We start from the raw sequence: 23,619 nt of genomic DNA, 5'->3' as shown, positions 1-23,619 counted from the left end.
ATGACGCTTGAAGGCAAGGTGGCGCTGGTCGCGGGCGCAACGCGCGGCGCCGGCCGCGGCATTGCGGTGGAACTCGGTGCGGCGGGCGCAACGGTCTATGTCACGGGACGAACGACGCGGACGCAGCCTTCGGAATATCAGCGGCCCGAGACGATCGAGGAGACGGCGGAGCTCGCGGCGGCCGCGGGCGGCAAGGGAATCGCCGTGCAGGTGGACCACCTGCAGCCGCCGGCGGTGCAGGCGCTGGTCGAGCGCATTCGGCGCGAGGAGGGAAGGCTCGACATTCTCGTCAACGACATCTGGGGTGGCGAAAAGCTCTTCGAATGGAACAAGCCGGTGTGGGACCATAATCTCGAAAACGGCCTGAGGATCCTGCGGCTGGCGATCGACACGCATCTGATCACCGCCCATTACGCGCTGACGCTGCTGATCGAGCGACCGGGCGGGCTGCTGGTGGAGGTGACGGACGGCACGGCGAAGTACAATGCCGATCACTACCGGTTGTCGCCCTTCTACGATCTCGCCAAGACCTCGGCGAACCGCATGGCCTGGGCGCATGCCAAGGACCTCGAGCCGCATGGGGCGACAGCTGTCTCGCTGACCCCCGGCTGGCTGCGCTCGGAAATGATGCTCGATGCCTTCAAGGTGACGGAGGAGAACTGGCGCGACGCCACGGCCTATCAGCCGCATTTCGTCATTTCCGAGAGCCCGCGTTTCGTCGGCCGGGCGGTGGCGGCGCTTGCCGCCGATCCGGAGAAGACCCGCTTCAACGGCCAGTCGCTGTCAAGCGGCGGGCTCGCCCAGGTCTACGGCTTCACCGACCTCGATGGCTCCCGGCCGGATTGCTGGCGCTACATGGACGAGGTGATGGAGGCGGGTAAGGCCGCCGATGCGACGGGGTATCGGTGAGGCAGCTCCCTCCTGACGTAGGGTGAGGCAATCTATCGGGCGATCGCAAATGCTCGCAATAGCCGGTAATCATGTTGCTATTCACCGCCTCGTTCGGACCGCTTCGGAAATGCGGCGCAAGGTTGTATCTTACTCCCGCCAAAGCGGCGTCACCGGAGGGCGCCTTTCACCGACGCGGGAGGGGACCATGGCGGAAGCGGACAAGGTCTTTGCCGGAGCGATACCCGAAATTTACGAGCGGCTGATGGTGCCGCTGATCTTCGAGCCCTATGCGATCGACCTCGCCGAGCGAGTGGCGCGGCTCAAACCGCTCGACGTGCTGGAAATCGCCGCCGGCACCGGCATCGTCACCCGGATGCTGGCGCCGAAGCTCGATATCGAGGCGCAATTCGTCGCGACCGATCTCAACCAGCCGATGCTGGATGTCGCGCATGCCAGGCTGGGCGACGACGAGCGGATCATCTGGCAGCAGGCGGACGCCATGGAACTGCCGTTCGACGACGAGAGCTTCGATGTCGTCCTCTGCCAGTTTGGCGTGATGTTCTTCCCGGACCGGGTGAAAGCCTACCGAGAGGCGTGGCGCGTTCTGAAACCCGGCGGACGCTTCCTCTTCAACGTCTGGGACAGGGTCGAAGCAAACGAGCTGGCATATGCGGCGGTGGAGGCGCTGGCAGCGCGTTTCCCGGAGAACCCGCCGAGCTTCATGCGCCGCGTGCCGCACGGCTATGCGGACCCGGAAATCATCCGCGCCGATCTCGTGACCGCCGGCTTTCACGACATCACGCTCGAAACGCTCGAGAAGAGGAACGGCCCCATATCCGCGTCCGATGCCGCGACCGGTTTTTGCCAGGGCACTCCCGTCCGCAGCGAGATCGAGGAGCGCGACGCTTCGGCGCTGGCGGCGGTAACGGAGGGCGTGGCGGAGGCGCTGACGAAGCGCTTCGGGAGCGGGATGATCGAGCGGCGGATCCAGGCCTATATGGTGGGGACGGTGCGCTGAAGAATGACGATATAGCGCCGTGCGTCCTTCAGGACGCACAAAGGACGCTGTAACTCTTTGAAACGACGCATCGACCGAAAATCGGGTCCGATTTTCGGTCGATGCGTCAGCGCGCGGGCGGCGACTGCGCGGCGGTCGCAGCCGTCGCTGGCGCCCGCCGGTCTTCCTTCCGCTCCTCTTCCGGACCGTCCTCGGCCGACGCCGGCTGACCGATATGCGGGCCGGACAGCCCGGCGAGCTTGTGGCCCCGTTCACGGAGCCATTGGAAAGTGACATAGAGGGCCGGGATGACGAAGATGCCGAGCAGGGACGCTGCGAGCATCCCGCCGGCGACGCCGGTGCCGACGGCGCGGCGGCTGAGCATGCCGGCGCCCTCGGCCGTGACGAGTGGAATCAGCCCGACGATGAAGGCAAAGCTCGTCATCATCACCGCGCGGAAGCGGGCGCGGGCGCCCTGCACGGCCGCCTCGACGATGCCGGCGCCCTTCTCCCGCTGGAACTTGGCGAATTCGACGATCAGGATCGCGTTCTTCGACGCGAGCGCAATCAGCACGACAAGGCCGATCTGGGCGTAGATATCGAAGGAGAGGCCGGCGATCAGTACGGAGACCAGCGCGCCGGCGACGCCGACCGCCACCGACAGGAGCACCGGGACCGGGATCGTCCAGCTTTCGTAAAGCGCGACCAGGAAGAGGTAGGCGAACAGCACCGCGAGCGCCAGGATTACCGTCGTCTGGCCGGCGGCCTCGAGTTCCTGCAGCGCGGTGCCGGTCCATTCGTAGCTGTAGCCGGGCGGAAGTGTGGTGGCCGACAGCGCCGCCATCGCCTGCAGCGCCTCGCCCGAGGAGACGCCGGAGGCCGGCTGGCCGTTCAAGGTGATCGAACGGTTGTTGTTGTAGCGCACCATCGTCTGCGGGCCGACGATATAGTCCACCCGCGCCACCGACGCGACCGGCACCATGCCGCCGGCGGCGTTGCGCACATGCAGGCGCTGGATGTCGTTGACGGAGTCGCGGTCGGCCTGTGCCGCCTGCAGGTTCACCTTCCAGCTGCGGCCGAAAAGGTTGAAGTCGTTGACGTAATAGGAGCCGAGCGTGCCCTGCAGCGTGGCGAACAGATCGCTGATCGAAACGCCGAGCGCCTGTACCCGGTCGCGGTCGAGATCGAGATAGAGTTGCGGCGAGCTTGCCGAATAGGTGGTGAAGGTCGGCCCGAGCTTTGCGTTCTGATTGGCGGCGATGATCAGCCCGCCGGCCGTCGACGCGATGTCGGCTGCCGGGCGCCCTTGCAGGTCCAGCAACTGGTATTCGAAGCCGGAGCCCGTGCCGAGCCCGAGGATCGGCGGCAGGTTGAAGGCGAAGACCTGCGCCTCGCGGATCGTCACGCCCTTCGCCATGGCGGTGGCGACGGCGCTGTCGACCGAGGCGGACGCCGCCTCTCGCTCGGCGAAGGGCTTCATGGTGACCACCGCGAAGCCGCTGTTCGACTTGGAGAGACCGTCGAGGAAGCTGTAGCCGGAGACGCTGGTCACGTCCTGCACGCCTTCGATGCCGCGCAGGAACGTCTCGACCTGGCGCAGCGCCGCATCCGTGCGGTTGTAGGAGGCGCCTTCGGGGAGGCGGACTTCGGTGAAGAACATGCCCTGGTCTTCGCTCGGCAGGAAGCCGGTCGGGACGATGCGGAACAGCCAGCCCGTGGCGCCGATCGCGACCGCGATCAGAACGAGGCCGATGATGGCGCGCCGCGCGATCTTCTCGGCCACATAGACATAGCCGTCGCGGCCGTTGTCGATGCGGCGCGATAGCCAGCCGAGAATGCCGCGCTTCTCGCCGTGATGCGGCATCAGCAGGACCGAGCAGAGCGCGGGGCTCAAGGTCAACGCGTTGATGGCGGAGATCACCATCGAGACGGAGACGGCGACCGCGAACTGCTGGAAGAGCTGGCCGCTTAAACCGGGGATGAAGGCCACCGGTACGAAGACCGAAAGCAAGACCAGGGTGATGGCGACGATCGCGCCGGTGATTTCGCCCATGGCAAGGCGCGCCGCTTCCGGCGCCTGCATGCCGGGGGTTTCCTCCATGACGCGCTCGATGTTTTCGACGACGACGATCGCGTCGTCGACGACGATGCCGATTGCCAGCACCAGCGCCAGCAGCGACACGGTGTTGAGCGAGAAGCCCATGGCGAGGATCACTGCGAAGGTGCCGATGAGCGCCACCGGCACGGCGACGAGCGGGATCAGCGTTGCGCGCCAATTACCGAGAAACAGGAAGACGACGATGATCACCAGCACGAAGGCTTCGATCAGCGTGTGCACGACATTCTCGACGCTCGCCTCGACGAATTCGGAGGTGTCATAGGAGATCTTGTAGGTGAGGCCTTCCGGAAAGGCTTGCGACAGGCGCTCCATCGCCGCCCGCACGCCCTCTGCGGCGGCCAGCGCATTGGCGCCCGGCGCCTGGTAGGTGCCGATCATCGCCACCGGCTTGCCATTGAAGCGGGAGCTCGAATCCGCGCTCGCCGCGCCGAGCTCGACCTTGGCGACATCGCGGATGCGCACGAAGGAGCCGTCCGCTTCGGCCCTCAGCACGACGTCTTCGAACTGTTTCGGATCGGTGAGCCGCCCCTGGGTCTGGAGATTGAGCTGGAAAAGCGGATCGTCGGTCATCGGCTGGGCGCCGATCCGGCCGATCGCGGCCTGGATGTTCTGCGCCTTCAGCGCATTGATCACGTCGGTCGGGGTCATGCCGAGGCTGGTCAGCCGATCGATGTCGAGCACCACCCGCATCGAATAGTCCTGCGCGCCGAAGAGCGAGGCGTCGCCGACGCCGGGCACGCGCTTGATCGTGTCCATCACGTTGATGGTGGCGTAATTCGACAGGAACAGATTGTCGAAGCTTTCGTTCTCGCCCTCGCCGTAGATTGCGATCACCTGCATCAGCGCAGAGGATTTCTTGCGCACGCTGACGCCGGACTGCTTGACTTCGGAAGGCAGCCTAGCCTCGGCGAGCGAGACGCGGTTCTGCACGTTGACGGTGGCGATGTCGGGGTCGGTGCCGACCGCGAATGTCACCGTCAGCGTATAGGAGCCGTCGGCGCCGCTGGTCGACTTCATGTAGAGCATGTCGTCGACGCCGACGATCTGGCTCTCGATCGGCTGGGCGACGGTCGCCTCGACCACCTCGGCGCCTGCACCGGGATAGCTCGCCGTCACGCTTACTTGCGGCGGCACGATGTCGGGGAACTGCGCGATGGGCAGCGCAGTGAGCGCGATAAGGCCAGCGAGCGTCAGGACGATGGAGATAACCGCGGCGAAGCGGGGACGATCGATGAAGATCTCGGAGATCATGGCTCAGCCGCCCGTTGCCGCTGCTGCATCGACGGTCATGCCCGGCCTGACTTTGCCGACGCCGTCGGTGATCACCTGCTCGCCCTCCTTCAGCCCCTTGGCGATGACCGCCTGGCCGCGGGTGGTGCGCGCCACGTCGAGGCGGCGCAGTTCGACCTTCGAGTCTGCGCCGACGACCATCACGAAGGCGCCCTGCTGGTCGCGCTGGATCGCCTGCTGAGGGACGGCAAGCACTTCCTGCTTGTCGGTCTGCTCAAGCGTGACGCGCACCAGCGTGCCGTCGAGGAGAAGCGCATCGGGGTTCGGGAACTCGGCCCGGACCGTGATCGTGTCGGTGCCCTGCGCGACCTCGCTGGAGACGAAATTGATCGTGCCCTTGTCCGGGTAGGTGGTGCCGTCCGGCAGGAGAATCTGCACATTGGCGTCGCGGCTGACTTCGCCCCTCAGCGCCCGCTGGCGGTATTCGAGGAAGATGGCGGTCGCGACCGGGAACTCGACATAGATCGGATCGAGCCGGGTGATCGTCACCAGCGCGTCCGAATCCGGGCCGACCAGGGCGCCGACATCGACGCTCGAAAGCCCGGCGACGCCCTCGAAGGGGGCGATGATTTTCGTATAAGAGAGGTTGAGCTCGGCGTTCTGCTTGCTGCCCTCCAGCCGCAGGATATCGGCCTCGGACTTCTTGACCTGGGCATTCGCCTCGTCGACCTCGGCCTGGCTGATCGTGTTGCTGGAAATGAGCTGCTTGGCCCGGTCGCGCTCGAGCACGGCGAGTTCGCGCGTCGCTTCGGCCGCCTCGATCGATCCCTGGATCTCCTGGATGGCGGCCCTGTAGGCGCCGTCCTCGACCTGGTAGAGCAGGGCGCCGGCCGGAACCTTGTCGCCCTCCTTGAAGTTGACGTCCTCCAGGAAACCCGAGACGCGGGCGCGGATGCCGACCTTCTGGATCGCCACGACCTTGCCGGTGAAGTCGGCGCTTTCGCGCAGGTCCATGATCGTCGCCGGCGCCACGACCACGGCCGGCGCCGCCTGCTGGGCGCGAGCCCTTTCCGGCGCCATCGAGAGCGCGGCAAGCAGCGTTGATGAAAGGACGACAGCCAGAGTTCTCGAACCACGCATGCAACGTTCTCCCGTTACAGCTTGAGACGGCTTGCAATTTCACTTTCGGATGACTTGGAGTCAGAGCACTTTCACCACTCCAAGTCACGCAACTTGAGATTGATACGTCTCGGCGGGGGATAGTCAAGGGGGCATGACGTGCCAGGTGGACAGGCGTGCACGGGGCTCGGTGCGGCGGATCAGGCGGGTCGGCTCTCGTCCTGCCGCGGCGGCTGGGAGCGAATCCAGGCGGCGACGAGATCATAGAAGACGCCGAGCACGATTGGCCCGAGGAAGAGGCCGATCAGCCCATAGGAGAGCGTGCCGCCGATCACGCCGGCGAGGATGACGAGCATCGGTGTCTTGAGCCCGCGGGCGACCAGCATCGGCTTCAGGACGTTGTCGATCAGCCCGATCAGGACGAGGATCAGCGTCAGGCCGAGGGCGGCGCGGGTGTCCATCGACATCCAGGCCCAGATGGCGACCGGCAGGAGGACTGGGGCCGGGCCGATCTGGATGATGCAGAAGATGAGGACGGCGAAGGCGAGCACGCTTGCGGCCGGAATGCCGAAGAGCGAGAAGGCAAGCCCGGCAAGCAGGGCCTGCAGCAGCGCCACGCCGATCACGCCGCGCGCGACATTGCGGATCGTCGCGGCCGCAAGATCGACGAAGCCGGCGCCGCGCTCGCCGGCGACCCGGCGGGCGAAGAGCTTCAGCCCTTCGCCGAGCCGCGGACCGGGACGGAAGAGAAAGCCGGCGATGATGACCGAAACGATGAAGCCGATGAGATCGACGCCGATTCCGGCGAGTTTGCCAAGCACGGTGCCACCGGCCTGCAACAGCGACGGGGCGAGACGCTGCAGCGTCGCCTCGATATTGCCGGAGGCCTGGGCCCAGGCGCTATGGAGCCGTTCGCCGATCAGCGGCCAGTCGCGCACGGCCTCCGGCGGCGCCGGCACGGTGAGCGTGCCCGCCGCCAGCTTGCCGAGAAGCGCTTGCACCGCTTCGGCAAAGCTCAGCGCGATCGCTGCCAGCGGACCGGCGATAACCGCCAGGGCGAGCAGCGTAATCGCCGCCGCCGCAAGGCGAGGCCGGCCGCCGAAGAGGGCGGTGAGCGCCCTGAAAAGCGGAAAGAGCGCGACGGCGAGAATGCCTGCCCAGATGGCGATGATCGCAAAGGGGGCGACAAGTGTCAGCGACCAATAGGCAAAGAGCGCCAGCACCCCGAGCCGCAGGAACTCGGTCACCCGCGGCTCGATCGAGGCCGGCGCGCTAGCAGGCTCGGCTTTGACTGGCGCATCGTCCATGGCGGCTTCCCCCGGGGCGCGGCTAGCCCCCGCCGCCGTGTGCTTCGCAACGGTCGGCATAGCCCGCGTGATCGCGGCGGTCCGGATGACGACGGGATCAGGCAGCAGCGGGAGTCTACAACGGCGGCGGAGCGGCGGGAAGACGCAGGTAAGCCTTCTTTGATCGCCGATACGGTGACATCGCAGCAGTTGAAGGGCCGGGCATCAAGTGGATTTTGATGCGCAGGGAATTCAATTCGAAGTCAAATGACCGCCTCGATAAGAAACGGTCCGTGACGCAGCAGAACGCTGTCGAGGAGATCGCTGAATTCCTCACAGGACTCTGCACGCGCCGCTTCAACTCCCATGCCTCTTGCGATCGAGATCCAATCCAGCGATGGTTGTTCAAGTTCCAGCATGCGCCGCACATTTGCTCCGATCGCTGTAACGCCGACATTCCGCATTTCGGCCTGAAGGATGGCGTAGGCGCGGTTGGCGAAAATGATCGTTACCACGTCCAGGTTCTCCCGCGCCTACGTCCAAAGTCCTTGAACCGTGTACATGGCGCTTCCATCCGCCTGCAGATTGAAGACCTTCCAATCGGGGCAGGCGAGACCTCGTTGGCCAGGAGGGTGTCGCTTCATCGCTGATCCCCCTCACTGTCAAATACCGCAGCCTTACAGAGTAAGCGTCTCAGCGCAACTCCGCGTACCGTAGTGGGGGATTCGCCAGCAGAGATTGCTGGCTGCATCGAGGCGGCATCTTGAGACGCCTGCTGGAATTTCAGTTGTTCTGGTTCGCGGCATTCTTTGAGGATCGTGTCGGTCGGGCTTTCAAAACTTCGATTGCGCGCTCGACTGGCAGCGTCTTGCCATTTCGCTGACGACCCGATTTAGGGCCGACCCACGTTTGCGTCCTACCCCCCTGTCACATCCCTGTAAAACACCCGCTCTATCCCTCGGCGCATCTTTCTCCCACCGAGGGCAAAACCCCCATGAAAACGCTTTTCTCCGCCGTTGCCGCCACGCTCGTCGTGGGCCTTCTTTCCACCGCGGCGTATGCCGAAAACCTTATCCTCTACACCAGCCAGCCGAACGAGGATGCGCAGGCGACGGTGAATGCGTTCAAGGCGGCGAACCCGGGCGTCGAGGTCGAGTGGGTGCGCGAGGGGACGACGAAGATCATGGCCAAGCTGATGGCCGAGATCGAGGCGGGCAATCCGGTGGCGGACGTGCTTCTGATCGCCGACACGGTGACGATGCAGCGGCTGAAGGAGGGCGGGCATCTGCTGCCGCACAAGTCGCCGGAGGCGGCGGGCTACGATGCGGCGCTCTATGATGCGGACGGCGCCTATTATTCGACCAAGATGATCACCACCGGCATCGTCTACAACACCTCGGCCGCGATGAAGCCGGAAGGCTGGCAGGATCTCACCAAGCCCGAGGCGAAGGGTCTGGTCACCATGCCGAGCCCGCTCACCTCCGGCGCGGCGCTGATCCATGCCGAGACGCTTGCCGGCATCCCCGGCCTAGGCTGGGATTATTACAAGGCGCTTGCCGAAAACGGCGCGACGGCCGCCGGCGGCAATGGCGGCGTGTTGAAGGCGGTGGCGACTGGCGAGAAGGCCTATGGCATGCTCGTCGATTTCATGGCGATCCGCGAGAAGGCCAAGGGTGCGCCGGTGGAATTCGTCTTCCCGGCCGAGGGCGTTTCGGCCGTCACCGAGCCGGTCGGCATTCTGAAGACCGCCAGGAACGTCGAGGCGGCGAAGAAATTCGTCGACTTCCTCATCTCCGAGGAAGGCCAGAAGGTCGCGGCGAAGATGGGCTATATCCCGGCCCGCAACGGCGTGGCGCTGCCAGAAGGCTACCCGGCCCGCGAGACGATCAAGGTGCTGCCGCTCGATGCCGCCGCGGCGGTCCAGAACTCCGAAGCGGACCTCAAGACCTTCTCGGGCATTTTTGGGACGAACTGATCGCCCGATGACGCGAGCGGACGAGACCGCCCGCAGCCGTGGCGCGCCCGCCCCTGCGGAAGCGCCGGATGCGGAAAGAGGCTCCGGGTCCAAAACGCGAGAGTCTCCGCCGCGTCTTCTGTCGAAGGCGCGGCCCTTCGGCCGGTTGCGGGTTCTCTTCGGCGGAGGGGAGGCGGCGGAAAGCCAGTCTCCCCAGACGACGTCCGGAAAACTGCCGGGCGTGCTGATGCGGACTTTGAGCGGCGTCAAGCTGCCAGCGACGCCTCACGTTACGGAAGACGGCTTCCTCAAGGCGAGGCCGCCGCGCGGCGGCCGGGAAGGGCGGCGGTTCGGCTTCCGCCCGCAAAAGCCGCGGGCGCCGTCCGGCGAGCCGGCCTGGCTGCTGCCTTTCGTGCTTTCTGCGGTGCTCTTGCTTTCCGTTCTGCCGCTCGCTCGCCTCGCCGGAGCGGGGGTGAGCGGGCTTGTCGATGGCGAGGCGGCGCGGCTGATCTTCGAGCCGGCGACCTCTGCGGCGCTCCGCAATACGCTTCTCACCGCCACAGGCGGCATGGCCGTCTCGCTCCTCCTAGGCTCGCTCTTTGCCTTCGCGCTGGCACTCACCGACATTCGCGGCAAGCTTGTCTTGAGCTTCGCCTTCATGCTGCCGATGATGATCCCGCCGCAGGTGACGGCGCTCGCCTGGGTGGAGATGTCGGGGCCGGCAAGCCCGCTTTTGAAGACGCTCGGGCTGGCGCCGCCGCTCGGCAGCCCGCAGCCGCTCTATTCGCTTTCCGGCATCGCGCTTCTCCTCGGCGTGCAGCATGCGCCGCTCGTCTTCCTGGCGCTGAAGGCCGGGCTTGCCGCAAGCCCGCGCGACGGCATCGAGGCGGCCCGGCTTTCGGGCGCCGGGCCGTTCCGGGTGTTTGGCGACATCGTGCTGCCGCTCAGCGCTCCGGGGCTGATCGCCGGCGGCGCGATCGCCTTCGTCTCCGGCATCGGCAATTTCGGCATTCCGGCGATTCTTGGCATTCCTGCCGGGATCGAGACCTTGCCGACGCTGATCTTCAGCCGCTTGGCGAGTTTTGGCGCCGCCACCTTCGGCGAGATCGCGCTGATCTCGGCGCTGATCGCGGCGATCTCTGCCGCCGGGCTTCTCGTACAGCAGCGGGCGCTCGCCGGCCGCGACTATCGCCTGATCGGCCATTCCGGCGCCCGCGCCGCCTTTTCGCTTGGGCGGTGGCGCATCGCTGTCGAGGCGCTGCTCCTCAGCCTGCTGGCGCTGGTGCTGGTCGCGCCGCTGCTGGCGCTCGTCGCAAGCTCGCTGGTGCCGGCCTATGGCGTGCCGCTCAATTTCAAGACTGTGTCGCTCGACGCCTATGCGGAAATCCTCTTCCGCCAGTCGATCACGCTGACGGCGCTCAAAAATTCGCTGTTCCTCGCCTCCGCCTCCGCCCTCGGGCTGCTCGCCGTCACCGTCCCGGCCGCCTATCTCATGACACGGCGGAAGGGGGCGCTTGCCAATCTCGTCGCCATCCTGATCGAGATCCCTTACGCGCTGCCCGGCATCGTGCTTGCCGTCGCCTTCATCCTCACCTTCGCGGCACCGCTGCCGGTGGTCGGCGTCTCGCTCTACGGTACGATCTGGATCATCCTCGCCGCCTATTTCTCCTCCTTCCTCGCCGTCAGCCTGAAGCCGGTCATGAGCGCGTTTGCGCAGATGGACCCGGCGCTCGAGGAGGCGGCACGGCTTGCCGGCGCAGGCTTCTTCCGCCGCATGCGCGACGTGCTGCTGCCGCTGATCGCGCCGGCCGCCGGCGCCTCCGTCATCCTCGTCTTCCTGATCGCGGCGAACGAGCTGACCGTTTCGGCGCTGCTCTGGTCGGCGGGGACGCAGACGCTGGGTGTGGCGATCTTCAATCTCGACGACAGCGGCTCCTCCGACCTCGCCTCGGCGCTCTCGGTGCTCGTCGTGCTGCTGGTGATCGCGCTGATGGCGGCGCTCGAATTTTTCGCAAAATACCTGCCGGAGGGCGTGCTGCCGTGGCGCAACTGATCCTCAACCACCTCAGCAAGGATTTCGGCAGCGGCAAGTCTCCTGGGATTGATAGGCCGGCGGTCGCCGATGTCTCGCTGACGCTGCGCCGGCAGGCGTTCCTGGCGCTCCTCGGTCCGTCGGGCTGCGGCAAGACGACGGTGCTGCGGATGATCGCTGGTTTCGAGCAGCCGAGCGACGGCTCGATCTCCTATGGCGAGCGGCGGCTTTCGGACGCCGCGGGCGCGCTGCCGCCGGAAAAGCGCAATATGGCGATGGTGTTCCAGTCCTATGCGCTCTGGCCGCATATGACGGTCGCGCAGAATGTCGGCTATCCCTTGAAGGTGCGCGGTATCTCCGGGGCCCATTGGCAGAAGCGGGTCGGCGAGGCGCTGTCGCTGGTGAAGCTCACCGAGCTTGCCGAGCGGCGACCGGCAGCACTTTCCGGCGGCCAGCGCCAGCGGGTGGCGCTCGCCCGCTGCCTCGTCACCCAGCCGGATGTCGTGCTGCTCGACGAGCCGCTCGCCAATCTCGACCAGCATCTGAGGAACGCGATGGAGGAGACCTTCAGGACCTTCCACGAGCGCTCCGGCGCCACCATGGTCTATGTCACCCACGACCAGGCGGAGGCGATGGCGCTCGCGACCGACGTCGCGGTGATGTCGGAAGGCCGGCTCCTTCAGGTGGCGGCACCGGCGGAAATCTATGCACGGCCCGAGGGCCGGGTGGTCGGCGGGCTGATCGGCCGCGGCAGCATCCTGCGGCTGCCGCTGGCGGAAGATGGCGACAGGCAGGTCGGCTGGCCGGTATTGCGCGCGGCGCTTGGGTCGCGGGATGGTGCGGCGCGCGCTGCCGGGGGCGGGCCGCTTGCCGAGGTGCTGGTGCGGCCGGAGCAGGTCCACCGCGGCACCGATGGCATTCCGATGCGGGTCATCTCCTGTGTGTTCGAAGGCGAGCGCTTCGCCCTGGAGCTTGTGCTTCCCGACGGGCAGCGGCTCAAGGCCTATAGCGGCGGGGCGCTGTCCGAGGGCGCCCTGGCCCCGTTCATCATCAGCGGTGCCTGGCGGCTCTAAGGACGCGCAGCAGGACCTACGGGAGGCCAGATCAAGCCGGCCGAGCCGGGGCGCCTGAACAGCGGGCGGCTCGACCCGGGTCTGTGTATAAGCACTGCCTCAGGTCGGAACCAGCATCGAACTCTCACGCTTCCTCTGACGGTCGGCAACAAGGCGGCGAGGTAGTGACTATGCTGCGGCGGGAGCGACTGGGGAGAGGCGGAGAAATCTGCAACTTCTGCTATCAAATCGCGCCGGAACTCGCCCACGTCCCAACTAGCTGTGGACTTGCCTTGATTTTGCCCCTCTTGCCTTCTCCCTGGCCTTTTTGAATTCCTAGAATGGAGGCGCTGATTCGCGCCGCACCGCATTCGATCGCGTTTCCCGGGGGACGGGCAGCTTTCGACGGCCGTGGAACTGCCCAAGGAGAAGAGCCATGACAGAGTACAAGAAGCCGATCATCACCGAGATGCGTCCGAAAATCACTGTCATCGGCGTCGGTGGTGGCGGCGGCAACGCGATCAACAACATGATCACCGAAGACCTGCAGGGCGTGGACTTCATCGCCGCCAATACGGATGCGCAGGCGCTCTCCATGTCGAAGGCGGCACGGCGGATCCAGCTCGGCACGGCCATAACCGAAGGTCTCGGCGCCGGCTCGCTGCCGGATATCGGCAATGCGGCGGCGCAGGAGTCGATCGACGAAATCATGGATCACCTCGGTGGCACGCATATGTGCTTCGTCACCGCCGGCATGGGCGGGGGCACGGGCACTGGAGCGGCGCCGGTGATCGCCGAGGCCGCGCGGCGGGCCGGCATCCTGACGGTCGCGGTCGTCACCAAGCCCTTCAGCTTCGAAGGCAAGCGGCGCATGCAGACCGCGGAACTGGGCATCGAGCGCCTGCGCGAAAGCGCCGATACTGTGATCGTCATTCCCAACCAGAACCTGTTCCGTATCGCCGATGCCAAGACCACCTTTGCCGATGCTTTCATGATCGCCGACCGGGTGCTCTATTCCGGGGTCAGCTGCATTACCGATCTCATCGTCAAGGAAGGCCTGATGAACCTCGACTTCGCCGACGTGAAGACGGTGATGAAGGGCATGGGCCGCGCCATGATGGGCACGGGTGAGGCAGCCGGCGAGGGCAGGGCGATGATGGCGGCGGAGGCGGCGATCGCCAACCCGCTGCTCGACGAGGTCTCGATGCGCGGCGCCAAGGGCGTGCTGGTGTCGATCTCCGGCGGCATGGACATGACGCTTTTCGAAGTCGACGAAGCGGCGACGCGCATCCGCGAGGAAGTCTACGACGAGGCCGACATCGTCGTCGGCGCGATCTTCGACCGCAGCCTCGACGGCACCTTCCGCGTCTCGGTCGTTGCGACCGGCCTCGACAGTGCCCGCGGCACCGAGGCAGCAGCGCCCGAGGCGTTGAACGGGCAGGCGGCGGCATCGCCCGCGCGCACGCTGCAGTAGCTTAGCGGATTGCCCTCTCCTCGCGTTTAACCCTCCCCGCATGCGGGGAGAGGGGACTTCAGCGGGCGCGGCGGGTTTCATTCGCCCCGCTTGCGGGGAGAAGGTCGCGGCAGCGGGATGACGGCCGTGCGCCGCGCGAAACTAAGCCGGCACACCCGCCCGCCGCAGGTCTTCGACAAAACGGTCGATGAAATCCTCCGACATCGCCGGCACGCTGCCGAAATAGAATTCGGCCCGCGCCTGTTCGCATGTCATGTCCGGGCGCCGGCAGAGGAGGGCGGCGACCGCTTCGCGTGCTTCTGCCGTCGCTCCCTCTGCGCCCAGCGCGGCTGCCAGCACCATGGCCGGCCAGAAGGTGACGTTTTCCTGGCGCAGCGAGGCGCGGGCGGCGGCAATCGATTCCGCAAGCCGACCCGACTGGTAATGAGCGATTGCCAGCATGTTGTGGAAGGTCCAGAGGTGCGGATCGCGCGGGCTCAACCGGAATGCTTCGTTGATCGCGACAATGCCTTCCTCCGGACGGTCGACATAGCAAAGCACCTGCCCGAGGGCGAAGTGGCCCTGGGCGAAGCTTGCGTCGAGCCGAAGCGCATTGCGCAGATGGTCGATGCCGCGTTCCGGCTGGCCGCCGAGCGCCAGCGCCCGGCCGAGTGCCAGATGCGCAGCGGGTTCACGGCTGTCGAGCGCGATCGCCCGCTCGGCGAGCCTCGTGGCATCGCCGATCCGCTCCGCCCGTTCCTGCAGCGGGCCGTACCAGCCGAGTTGAATATGGACATAGGCCAGCCGCGCATGCGCTTGGGCGAAGGTGGGCTCGAGCGCGACAGCCCGCTCGAAATGCCCCTTGGCGATCTTCAGGTCGTCGAGGTTGAACTTATAGAGGTGCCAAAGGCCCTTCAGATAGATGTTCCAGGCATCCATGTCGGCAGCGGTATGCCCGCGCAGGGCAGCGAACTCGATCATTCCGAGCTCCGGCTCGACGGTGCCGGTGATCTGGCCGGCGATCTCGTCCTGGAGCACGAAAATATCGTCGAGCGTCCGGTCATAGCGCTCCGCCCAGAGCAACATGCCGCTTTCGCCGCTCAGCAATTGGGCGGTAATGCGAAGGCGGCTTCCGGACCGGCGAACACTGCCCTCGATGACGTATCTGACGCCAAGATCCTCGGCCACCTTCCTGACGTCGACGGACTTGCCCTTGTAGGTGAATGACGAATTGCGGGCGACGACCCTGAGCCAGCGGCAGCGGGCGAGCGTCGCGATGAGCTCTTCCGTGAAGCCGTCGGAAAAATGCTCCTGCTCGCCGACGCTGGAGAGATTGATGAACGGCAGGACGGCAATCGAGGGGCGCTGACGCCCCGGTATCGGCTGTTCATCCGACGGTGGGGCGGCGGGGGACGGTTCGGGCGCTCCGCCTGGTTGCCACCGCCAGATGCGAACGGGACCATGCGCGTCGCTGAGCTTCCGCTTGCCGCAATCGACGGCGGGGAAGTCAAGCTTCGAGGCGACCTGATCATGAACCTGCCGCGAAACGCAGATGCCCCCGGGCGGAGCAATTTCCTGGAGGCGCGTTGCGACGGTGACGCCATCGCCGTGAATGTCGTCGTCCTCGACAATGACATCGCCAAGATGGATGCCGATGCGCAGCTCCAAGCGCCGGCCGTCGATCTCTCCCTTGTGCTGCAGCATCATCTCCTGGATCGCCATCGCGCAGGCGACGGCGTCGACCACGCTCGCGAACTCCACCAGCAATCCGTCTCCCGTCTGTTTTACGATCCGACCGTTATGTGCGGTGATTTCCGGAAGGATCAGCGTGCTGTGACAGGTCTTCAGCGCCTGGAAGGTTCCGGCCTCGTCAACCCCCATCATGCGGCTGTAGCCGACGACGTCTGCATCCAGGATCGCTGCCAGCCGCCTCATGAGGCGATCTCCTCGTCTTGAATCACGCCGAGTGATTCAATCCAAGTCACGGGCGCGACGCTGCAACACTTTGAATCGACGCACCGTGCTTTCCGAAAATCGGACCCGATTTTCGGGCCGATGCGCTAGAAATGAGGCGCAGGCTGGCCATGGAAAGCCACCCCCAGGCGACTTTCCCTCAGCCCACCCGCAAAGAGTAACAATGAGAAAGAGGGGAGTCCATCTTGCCGAGGCGTTTGCCATCGAGCGCTATCAATTGCGGGCCACTTCCGCCGAGCCCCGACTGACGCGCCAGACGACGTTGCCGACATCGTCGGCAACGAGCAGCGAGCCGGTCTTGTCGATGACAACGCCGACCGGCCGGCCCATTGCCTTGCCGTCGCCGCCGATAAAGCCGGTGAGGACGTCCCTCGGCGGACCATCGGGCTCGCCGTTGCGGAAAGGCACGTAGATGACTTTGTAACCGCTATGGACGCTTCGGTTCCAGGAACCGTGCTGGCCCACGAATGCGCCGTTTCGGTAGCTTGGGCCCAACGAGGCCCCCTTGGAGAATGTCAGTCCAAGCGATGCCGTATGCGAGCCAAGGGCATAATCTGGTTTGATTGCCTTGGCGACGAGGTCCGGACGTTGCGGCTTCACGCGCGCATCGACATTCCGGCCGTAATAGCTGTAGGGCCAGCCGTAGAAGCCACCGTCGCGGACGGAGGTCATATAGTCCGGCACGAGATCGTCGCCAATCTCGTCGCGTTCGTTGACCGCGACCCAGAGTTCGCCACTCTGAGGGTTCCAGGAAAGACCATTCGGGTTGCGCAGGCCCGAAGCAAAGACCCGGCTGCGGCGGCTCGCCCGATCGACCTCCAGCACGGCGGCGCGGCTCTTCTCTGCCGCCATGCCGTTCTCCCCGACATTGCTGTTGGAACCGACAGTGACGTAAAGCTTGCGGCCATCGGCGCTGGCTATGACGTCTTTCGTCCAATGATGGTTCAGGGCTCCTGCGGGCAGATCGACGATCTTTTCCGGTCTTGCGGTAATCCGGGTCCGGCCGCTCGTGTAAGGGAATGCGACCAGCGCGTCGGTGTTGGCGACGTATAGCCGGCCGTTCGACAGGGTCATGCCGAAGGGCGAATTGAGCCCTTGGAGAAATGTCCGGCGCAGATCGGCAACGCCGTCACCATTCGTGTCGCGCAGCAGCGTGATGCGGTTGGCGCTTTTCGTCGCCGCGCCGGCGCGCTTCATCGCCGCGCCCATGACCAGCTTGCGCAGGCTGAAGCCGCTATCCTTCTTCTCCGGCGCATTGCTTTCGGCGACCAACACGTCTCCATTCGGCAAGACATGCAGCCAGCGCGGGTGGTCCAGGCCCGTCGCGAAGGCATTCACCTTCAGCCCTTTTGCCGCTTTCGGCAGCGTACCTCCCCGCCAGCCTACTGCCTCGGCAATCTTGATCGTCGGGATCAGCGTCGGTCTCGGTTTCGGCAGTGTGGGATTCGGGCCGTAACCGCCGCCCCCGGCAATCGCTCCCGTTCGTTGCGCGGAAACGCCGGCGCAGCCCGCGAGAAGCCCGCCCGTGAGGATGACGATGAGTGAGATATGCGGAAAGCCGGTCTTCATTGGAGTTCTCCGAGCGCATGTGCCGTCTCGGTGTATGACGCGCGGCCGCATGGCAATATTCCTTGTCAATCACCAAACAGCCGCGTTCCCGTCCTGTTCCTGCAATCTTTGCGTGGAACGCATTCGGGAGTATTCTCGTAGCAGCTCGAAAATGACTGGGGCGCGACGCCTCTCGCTGGGCGCGCGACCTCTTAGAACTTTGAATCGCCTGCGGAAATATGTTCCGGCTGGTTCACGTGCGCAGGCTCTGGGAGGAGAAGATGAAGCAACAAACCCGGACCCGGGGGAAAACGTCGCGTCGCCAATTCCTGAGCGGCGCTGCCATGGCAGGCGCAGCGGCAGTCGCGGCGCCGAGCGTTGTCAAGGCGCAGGGGCCAACCAACATGCGCTGGCAAAGCACCTGGCCGTCGAAGGATATCTTTCACGAGTTCGCGAACGATTTCGCCAAGAAGGTCAACGACATGACCGGAGGCGACCTCAAGATCGAGGTTCTGCCGGCGGGTGCAGTCGTACCGGCCTTCGGCCTGCTCGATGCGGTATCCCAGGGGACGCTCGACGGCGGCCATGGCGTCGTCGCCTATCACTACGGCAAGCAATCGGCGCTCGCGCTTTGGGGCTCCGGGCCGGGCTTTGCCATGGACGCCAACATGCTGCTCGCCTGGCACAAATACGGCGGCGGCAAGGAACTCCTTGTCAAGCTCTATGAATCGATCGGCGCCAATGTCGTGTCGTTCCTCTACGGTCCGATGCCGACGCAGCCGCTCGGCTGGTTCAAGAACCCGGTCGCCAAGGCCGAAGATATCCAGGGCCTCAAATTCCGTACGGTCGGCATTTCGATCGACGTCTTCACCGGGCTCGGCGCGGCCGTCAACGCCTTGCCGGGCGGCGAGATCGTCGCTGCGCTCGATCGCGGCCTGCTCGATGCGGCGGAGTTCAACAATGCCTCGTCCGACCGCGTGCTCGGGTTCCCGGACGTATCGAAGATTTGCATGCTGCAGAGCTATCATCAGAACGCCGAGCAGTTCGAAGTTCTGTTCAACAAGGCACGATACGACCAGTTGCCGGAACAGATGAAGGCGATCATCGCCAATGCGGCGGAAGCCGCCTCACAGGACATGCACTGGAAGGCGATCGACCGCTATTCGCGCGACTATGTGACGATGCAAACCTCCGATCAGGTCAAGTTCTACAAGACACCGGAGGCGATCTTGAAAAGACAGCTCGAAGTCTATGACGAGGTGGTGAAGAAGAAGTCGGCGGAAAACCCTCTGTTCAAGGAGGTCATCCAGTCCCAGATCGCCTTTGCCGAGCGTGCGACGCGATGGGAACAGGACACCGTCGTCGGCCGGCGGCTGGCATTCGACCATTATTTCGGAAAAGAGGGTGTCGCGAAGTCGCTCTGACGTCCTCACTTTCACGCGCCACTAATGCGCGTCGCATTTAAACAGAGCCGTGCAACCGCTTTGGATCCTTGTTCGAATGCATGTCGTTGTCCCGAAAACGCTGCACACTTTCGGGCGACATGCATTGGGCCGATGCCGGTGACGCGTGATCGGAGCGTGGGCCATTTGGGGGGAGCGCGTGGACGTTCAGCGTTTTTTGATCAGGATCGACGAGATCAGCGTATTGGTCGGCAAGGCTGCCGCATGGCTGATCATTGGGCTGATGGCCCTCGTCTGCGTCGAGGTGTTCAAACGTTACATCCTGAACGCGCCAACCGCTTGGATCTTCGACGCGAGCAACATGCTTTACGGCAGCTTGTTCATGCTGGCGGGTGCCTATGCGCTGGCGCAGAACGCTCATGTGCGCGGTGATTTCATCTACAGCTCGCTGAAGCCGCGCACGCAGGCCGCGCTCGATCTCGCGCTTTACGTCTTTTTCTTCCTGCCGGGCGTCGCGGCCCTCGTCTATGCCGGATACGACTATGCCGCACTTTCCTGGCGGATCGGTGAGCACTCGACCGTGACGGCGGAAGGCCCGCCGATCTACTATTTCAAAACCGTCATTCCGGTGGCCGGCGCTCTCGTGATGCTGCAGGGGGTCGCCGAGATCGTGCGCTGCATCGCCTGTCTGAGGACCGGTGAATGGCCACGCAGAATGGAGGACGTCGAGGAGATGGACGTCGTCGCCGAGCAGCTTGCCCATAGCGAGCATGTCGACATAGAGGCGCGCGAGGCGGCGATCGAGCGGGCACAGGACATCGACAGAGCGGCGCGGCAACGCGGCCTCGGGGGAGAGGAGGAGCCGTGAGCGATCCGTTTCTCGGACTGACGATGCTGATGCTGATCGTTGTCGTGATCCTCATGGGATTCCCGACGGCATTCACGCTGATGGGGCTCGGAATGGTCTTCGGCTTCTACGCCTTCTACAATCCCGCCGAGCACTGGATCGACAACCGCGTCTTCGATCTGATGGTCCAGCGCACCTATGGCGCGATGACCAACGACGTGCTGATCTGCATCCCGCTTTTCGTGCTGATGGGCTACGTGATGGAGCGCGGCGCCCTCGTTGACAAGATGTTCTACAGCGTCCAGCTCTCCTTCCGCCGCGTGCCCGCGTCGCTTGCGGTGACGACACTCATCATCTGCACCTTCTGGGGCATCGCCAGCGGCCTGGTCGGTGCGGTGGTGGTGTTGATGGGGGTGATCGCCATGAACCCGATGCTGCGCGCCGGCTACGACGTGAAGCTCGCTTCGGGCGTCATCACCGCGGGTGGCACGCTCGGCATCCTGATCCCGCCCTCGGTCATGATTATCGTTTACGCAGCGGTCGCCGGGCAATCGGTCGTCAAGCTCTATGCCGCGACGATGTTCCCCGGCTTCTTTCTGGCGCTTCTCTATCTTGCCTATGTTCTCGGCTGGGCGGCGCTCAACCCGAAGATCGCGCCGGCCTTGCCTGAAGAACAGACGCGCGTTCCGGTGCCGGCCTGGATGAGGCGCTTCGAGACACTCTATTCGCGCAACATGCTGGTCGGGCTTTTGACCGCGCTCGTCTCGCCGCGGAGGGCATTGGCGATCGAGACGGAGGAAGGGCGATTTACCTATTGGAAGCTCTCCAAGAATGCAGTTGCAGCGCTCGTGCCTTTTCTTCTGACCGCGTGCACACTGGCACTTGTCTGGTGGTATGTGGTCATCCATCCGCAGGCGGTCGAAGCCGAAGCGCCGGAGGGACTGGAGGAACTCGGGGCAGCTCCGACGGATGCCGGGCCGGCGGTTGCCGACGGACCGGCGACGAGTTTCTACCTGTGGTTCGGATTGGCGGCGGCAGTGGCGCTGATCCTCATCGTGCGCTATTACCGGAACATGACTGCGGAGCGTCTGCAGGTGGTGAAACTTCTGGCCTCCTCCGTCATGCCGCTTGCTATTCTCACCATCGTCGTGCTTGCCGTCATACTCTTCGGCATCACGACCGCGACGGAATCCGCCGCGGTCGGGGCAGCGGGGGCGTTTTTGCTCGCACTGCAGGCCGGAACGCTCAACTGGAAGAGAACCAAGGAAGCGGTGTTCCTGACGGCCAAGACGACGGCGATGGTCTGCTGGCTCTTCGTCGGCTCGGCGCTCTTTTCCGCGGTCTTCGCGATCCTCGGCGGCCAGGCTCTCGTCGAGCAATGGGTGCTTGCCCTCGATCTCACGCCGCTGCAGTTCATGATTCTGTCGCAGGCGATTATCTTCGTTCTCGGCTGGCCGCTCGAATGGACGGAGATCATCATCATCTTCGTGCCGATCTTCCTGCCGATGCTCAGGCATTTCGACATCGATCCGATCGTCTGGGGTGTTCTGGTCTTCGTCAATCTCCAGGCGGCCTTCCTGTCACCACCGGTCGCCATGTCGGCTTATTATCTGAAGGGCGTCTCACCGCCGCACGTCACGCTCAGGCAGATCTTCGCGGGCATGATGCCGTATATGCTGATCGTCATTGTCTGCATGATCATCATGTATGTCTGGCCTGGCATGACGCTGTGGCTGCCGAACTATCTCTATGGCTGAGGCGGGGTCCGGCGAACGGTGCCGCGGTGTCTTGAGACAAAGAGAGGGCCCGCGGTCAGCAAGCGGGCCCTCAAAAAATGCGGTGAAATGTCCCACCTATGGCGAAGTTATTTTTGGCGGTATGTCGCGCCCGCCCTGTAATGCCTTTGGGCTATACCGATCAGCACGTTTCCCCGTGAGCCGCCGCGAGCTCCGCCGGTTCGCTTCTCCAATCAGAGCTCACTTCCCAGTGAGCTCTGATCTAAATTGATACTGAAATCAATTCGCTGATTTGCCGACACATCTTCGCAGATCAGCCGCCACGGTCCAGTAACTTTTCAGGGCGAAATGTAACGGTGCACGATCGATTCTTGCGCAACCTGCCGTATATTTCGGGAATGGCCATGCCACCAACGGCGACAGGAAGCTGACGGCTGCGGCAACATCGGGGGAGTGGCGCGCTTGGGCTCATGACCGTGGGGCCGTTCGTCAGAACCGATGTTGCAGCCCGACAGCGAGATAGTAGCTCTGCGTCTCGTCCGTTCCGAGCGTGCCTGTCCGATAAATCGGCACGTCGGCGAGGAAACCGGTGCCGGCCTCAAACTTCACCGAAAGGCTTTCCTGTGATGAGAAGATCACAGCGGCACTGATATCGGCGAGGAAGGTGCCGCCGCTTCGCCTTTGCTCGGAGGAGGAAAGGGTGACGCCGGCATCGGGGAAGACTGCGGTGGCGCGATTGTCCAGGCGCGCCCGATAGTGGGCGACACCCGCGCTAACGTTGAACTGAAGCCAAACGTTTTCCGCGACAGATCTCTCCGCGCTGAAACCGGAGACGACGCCGTAATAGTCGGCGGAAAGCTCTACCTTCTCATGATAGCCGATTGCCGGAATCACGGCACCGGACGCGACGCTTTCATCGATGTCGACTTCCGTGCGGAGCACGGTGTCCCGTCTTGTCGAACGATAGGTCGGGCCGAGCCTCGGGGTGATCGTCCAGCCGTTTCCAAGATCGAGGGAAGTTCCGAGCAAGAGCGTCTGATCGAATTGGCTCGAGCGTTGCTCCAGGGTCGATGCTGCGACACTTCCATCGACCTCGCCGAGCGCCTGGAAGAAGAGGCCGCGATCGTCGGCGAAAGCGGCGTAAGCGGCGGCCGACGGGGTACCGCCACCGGTGACCAGCGCCAGGAACGCTGCGCCGGTATGCGTGCCACTGGTCGCATATTGGGTGACGGCATTGCCGCTTCCTGCCGGCGAGTGGGCGAGGGCGATGATTGAGGCGCTGTCGCCCGAGCTATCCGTGAAATGGATCGTGCCGGCGGCGGTTGCTCCCATCGGATCCGTGGCCGTCGCCAGGGAGATACTCCCACCGGCCGGGTCGCCGGCAGCAAGGTCGAAGCTGTTGCCGATTGGCCGCGCGATGTTCCAGGAGGTGCCGCTTGCATGTGACACCGCCCCGTTCAACTCCAGGAAGAACGGGCCGAATCCCGCATCCTCAAGCGGCAGCCGGAAGGAGAAAGCGGATCTGATGCCGACTGTATCGGGCGGATCGGGACCAGACTGGGGCGTGCCCAGCAACGCGACGTGCGAGAATAGGTCCGGCGTGTCGATGTCGTCCCACCTGGCGCCAAAATTCCAGGAGAAAGTCGGGACGTCGGGCGAATTCAACGTCGCCTTGACCGGCTCGTCGGCTCGAACATCGGTTGACTGCTGGCAACAGGCAAAGATCGCCAAGACACCGGCGAAGCCGCCCGGCAATCGAACAAGGAACGTGGTGATGCTCCCGCGCGGCCCTTCGGTCGAGGAATGCCGCTCCACATCGTCGGCGTTCAGAACGTTTTCCCCTATCCACTGACACTCGGTACTGCTCAGTCGGGCCCCTGGATTTCACGCGTTTGGCGGATCCGTATCGAGGCGAACAAGGCGTTCGCTGATAGTATTTCAGCAATTGGTAAAGAAAGAGTGGCCTCGCTGCGCCGTC

At 64.5% G+C, this 23,619-nt stretch carries 15 protein-coding genes and 1 pseudogene; 9 read left to right on the top strand and 7 right to left on the bottom strand.

Annotation, left to right across the window (positions count from 1 at the left end):
• A complete protein-coding gene (locus RHIBR816_RS0129510) occupies positions 1-909 on the top strand; it encodes an SDR family oxidoreductase (protein WP_026187573.1) in 909 nt (302 codons plus the stop codon).
• 187 nt (positions 910-1,096) lie between these two features.
• A complete protein-coding gene (locus RHIBR816_RS0129505) occupies positions 1,097-1,909 on the top strand; it encodes a class I SAM-dependent methyltransferase (RefSeq protein ID WP_018240186.1) in 813 nt (270 codons plus the stop codon).
• Between the two features lie 106 nt (positions 1,910-2,015).
• On the opposite strand, the gene RHIBR816_RS0129500 is transcribed toward RHIBR816_RS0129505, so the two are convergent.
• The 4 genes and pseudogenes from RHIBR816_RS0129500 to RHIBR816_RS0129485 all read right to left on the bottom strand — a co-directional run.
• Positions 2,016-5,258 (bottom strand): efflux RND transporter permease subunit, encoded by a 3,243-nt coding sequence (locus RHIBR816_RS0129500; RefSeq protein WP_018240185.1) that lies wholly within the window; start codon positions 5,256-5,258, stop codon positions 2,016-2,018.
• Between the two features lie 3 nt (positions 5,259-5,261).
• The gene (locus tag RHIBR816_RS0129495) at positions 5,262-6,377 is read right to left on the bottom strand and encodes an efflux RND transporter periplasmic adaptor subunit (protein ID WP_018240184.1); all 1,116 of its coding nucleotides are present in this window, start codon (positions 6,375-6,377) and stop codon (positions 5,262-5,264) included.
• A 179-nt stretch (positions 6,378-6,556) separates the two neighbouring features.
• Complete coding sequence (locus tag RHIBR816_RS34680) at positions 6,557-7,663, bottom strand: AI-2E family transporter (RefSeq protein WP_018240183.1); 1,107 nt, start codon at positions 7,661-7,663, stop codon at positions 6,557-6,559.
• Positions 7,664-7,905: 242 nt separating this feature from the next.
• Positions 7,906-8,256: pseudogene (locus RHIBR816_RS0129485) on the bottom strand (thiamine pyrophosphate-dependent enzyme); the annotation flags it as partial.
• Between the two features lie 380 nt (positions 8,257-8,636).
• Here RHIBR816_RS0129485 and RHIBR816_RS0129480 point away from each other — a divergent pair.
• The 4 genes from RHIBR816_RS0129480 to ftsZ all read left to right on the top strand — a co-directional run bounded on the left by RHIBR816_RS0129480 (position 8,637) and on the right by ftsZ (position 14,154).
• On the top strand, positions 8,637-9,617 hold the full coding sequence (locus tag RHIBR816_RS0129480; RefSeq protein WP_018240181.1) for an ABC transporter substrate-binding protein: 981 nt from the start codon (positions 8,637-8,639) through the stop codon (positions 9,615-9,617).
• Between the two features lie 7 nt (positions 9,618-9,624).
• Complete coding sequence (locus RHIBR816_RS0129475) at positions 9,625-11,649, top strand: iron ABC transporter permease (protein WP_018240180.1); 2,025 nt, start codon at positions 9,625-9,627, stop codon at positions 11,647-11,649.
• Entirely contained in the window at positions 11,637-12,701 is a 1,065-nt protein-coding gene (locus tag RHIBR816_RS0129470) for an ABC transporter ATP-binding protein (protein ID WP_018240179.1), read from the top strand. The genes RHIBR816_RS0129475 and RHIBR816_RS0129470 overlap by 13 nt, the downstream gene beginning before the upstream one ends.
• A 415-nt stretch (positions 12,702-13,116) precedes the next feature.
• Complete coding sequence (gene ftsZ / locus RHIBR816_RS0129465) at positions 13,117-14,154, top strand: cell division protein FtsZ (protein ID WP_018240178.1); 1,038 nt, start codon at positions 13,117-13,119, stop codon at positions 14,152-14,154.
• A 141-nt stretch (positions 14,155-14,295) separates the two neighbouring features.
• On the opposite strand, the gene RHIBR816_RS0129460 is transcribed toward ftsZ, so the two are convergent.
• Entirely contained in the window at positions 14,296-16,068 is a 1,773-nt protein-coding gene (locus tag RHIBR816_RS0129460; protein ID WP_018240177.1) for an adenylate/guanylate cyclase domain-containing protein, read from the bottom strand.
• A gap of 252 nt (positions 16,069-16,320) precedes the next feature.
• Positions 16,321-17,676 (bottom strand): sorbosone dehydrogenase family protein, encoded by a 1,356-nt coding sequence (locus RHIBR816_RS0129455; protein ID WP_018240176.1) that lies wholly within the window; start codon positions 17,674-17,676, stop codon positions 16,321-16,323.
• Between the two features lie 260 nt (positions 17,677-17,936).
• On the opposite strand from RHIBR816_RS0129455, the gene RHIBR816_RS0129450 reads away from it, so the two are divergent.
• From RHIBR816_RS0129450 to RHIBR816_RS0129440, 3 genes are all read left to right on the top strand, one after another.
• Positions 17,937-19,079, top strand: a complete 1,143-nt coding sequence (locus RHIBR816_RS0129450) for a TRAP transporter substrate-binding protein (protein WP_026187572.1) — start codon at positions 17,937-17,939, stop codon at positions 19,077-19,079.
• A 178-nt stretch (positions 19,080-19,257) separates the two neighbouring features.
• Positions 19,258-19,926, top strand: a complete 669-nt coding sequence (locus tag RHIBR816_RS0129445; protein ID WP_018240174.1) for a TRAP transporter small permease subunit — start codon at positions 19,258-19,260, stop codon at positions 19,924-19,926.
• The gene (locus tag RHIBR816_RS0129440) at positions 19,923-21,662 is read left to right on the top strand and encodes a TRAP transporter large permease subunit (protein WP_018240173.1); all 1,740 of its coding nucleotides are present in this window, start codon (positions 19,923-19,925) and stop codon (positions 21,660-21,662) included. The genes RHIBR816_RS0129445 and RHIBR816_RS0129440 overlap by 4 nt, the downstream gene beginning before the upstream one ends.
• 468 nt (positions 21,663-22,130) lie before the next feature.
• On the opposite strand, the gene RHIBR816_RS0129435 is transcribed toward RHIBR816_RS0129440, so the two are convergent.
• Positions 22,131-23,456, bottom strand: coding sequence for a hypothetical protein (locus tag RHIBR816_RS0129435; protein WP_018240172.1), 1,326 nt, complete (start codon positions 23,454-23,456; stop codon positions 22,131-22,133).
• Between the last annotated feature and the right edge of the window lie 163 nt (positions 23,457-23,619).

This window comes from Ensifer sp. BR816, from assembly GCF_000378985.1.
Classification (GTDB): Bacteria; Pseudomonadota; Alphaproteobacteria; order Rhizobiales; family Rhizobiaceae; genus Sinorhizobium.
The sequence above is the reverse complement of the archived record's forward strand: the minus strand, read 5'-3'. Positions and strand labels throughout refer to the sequence as shown.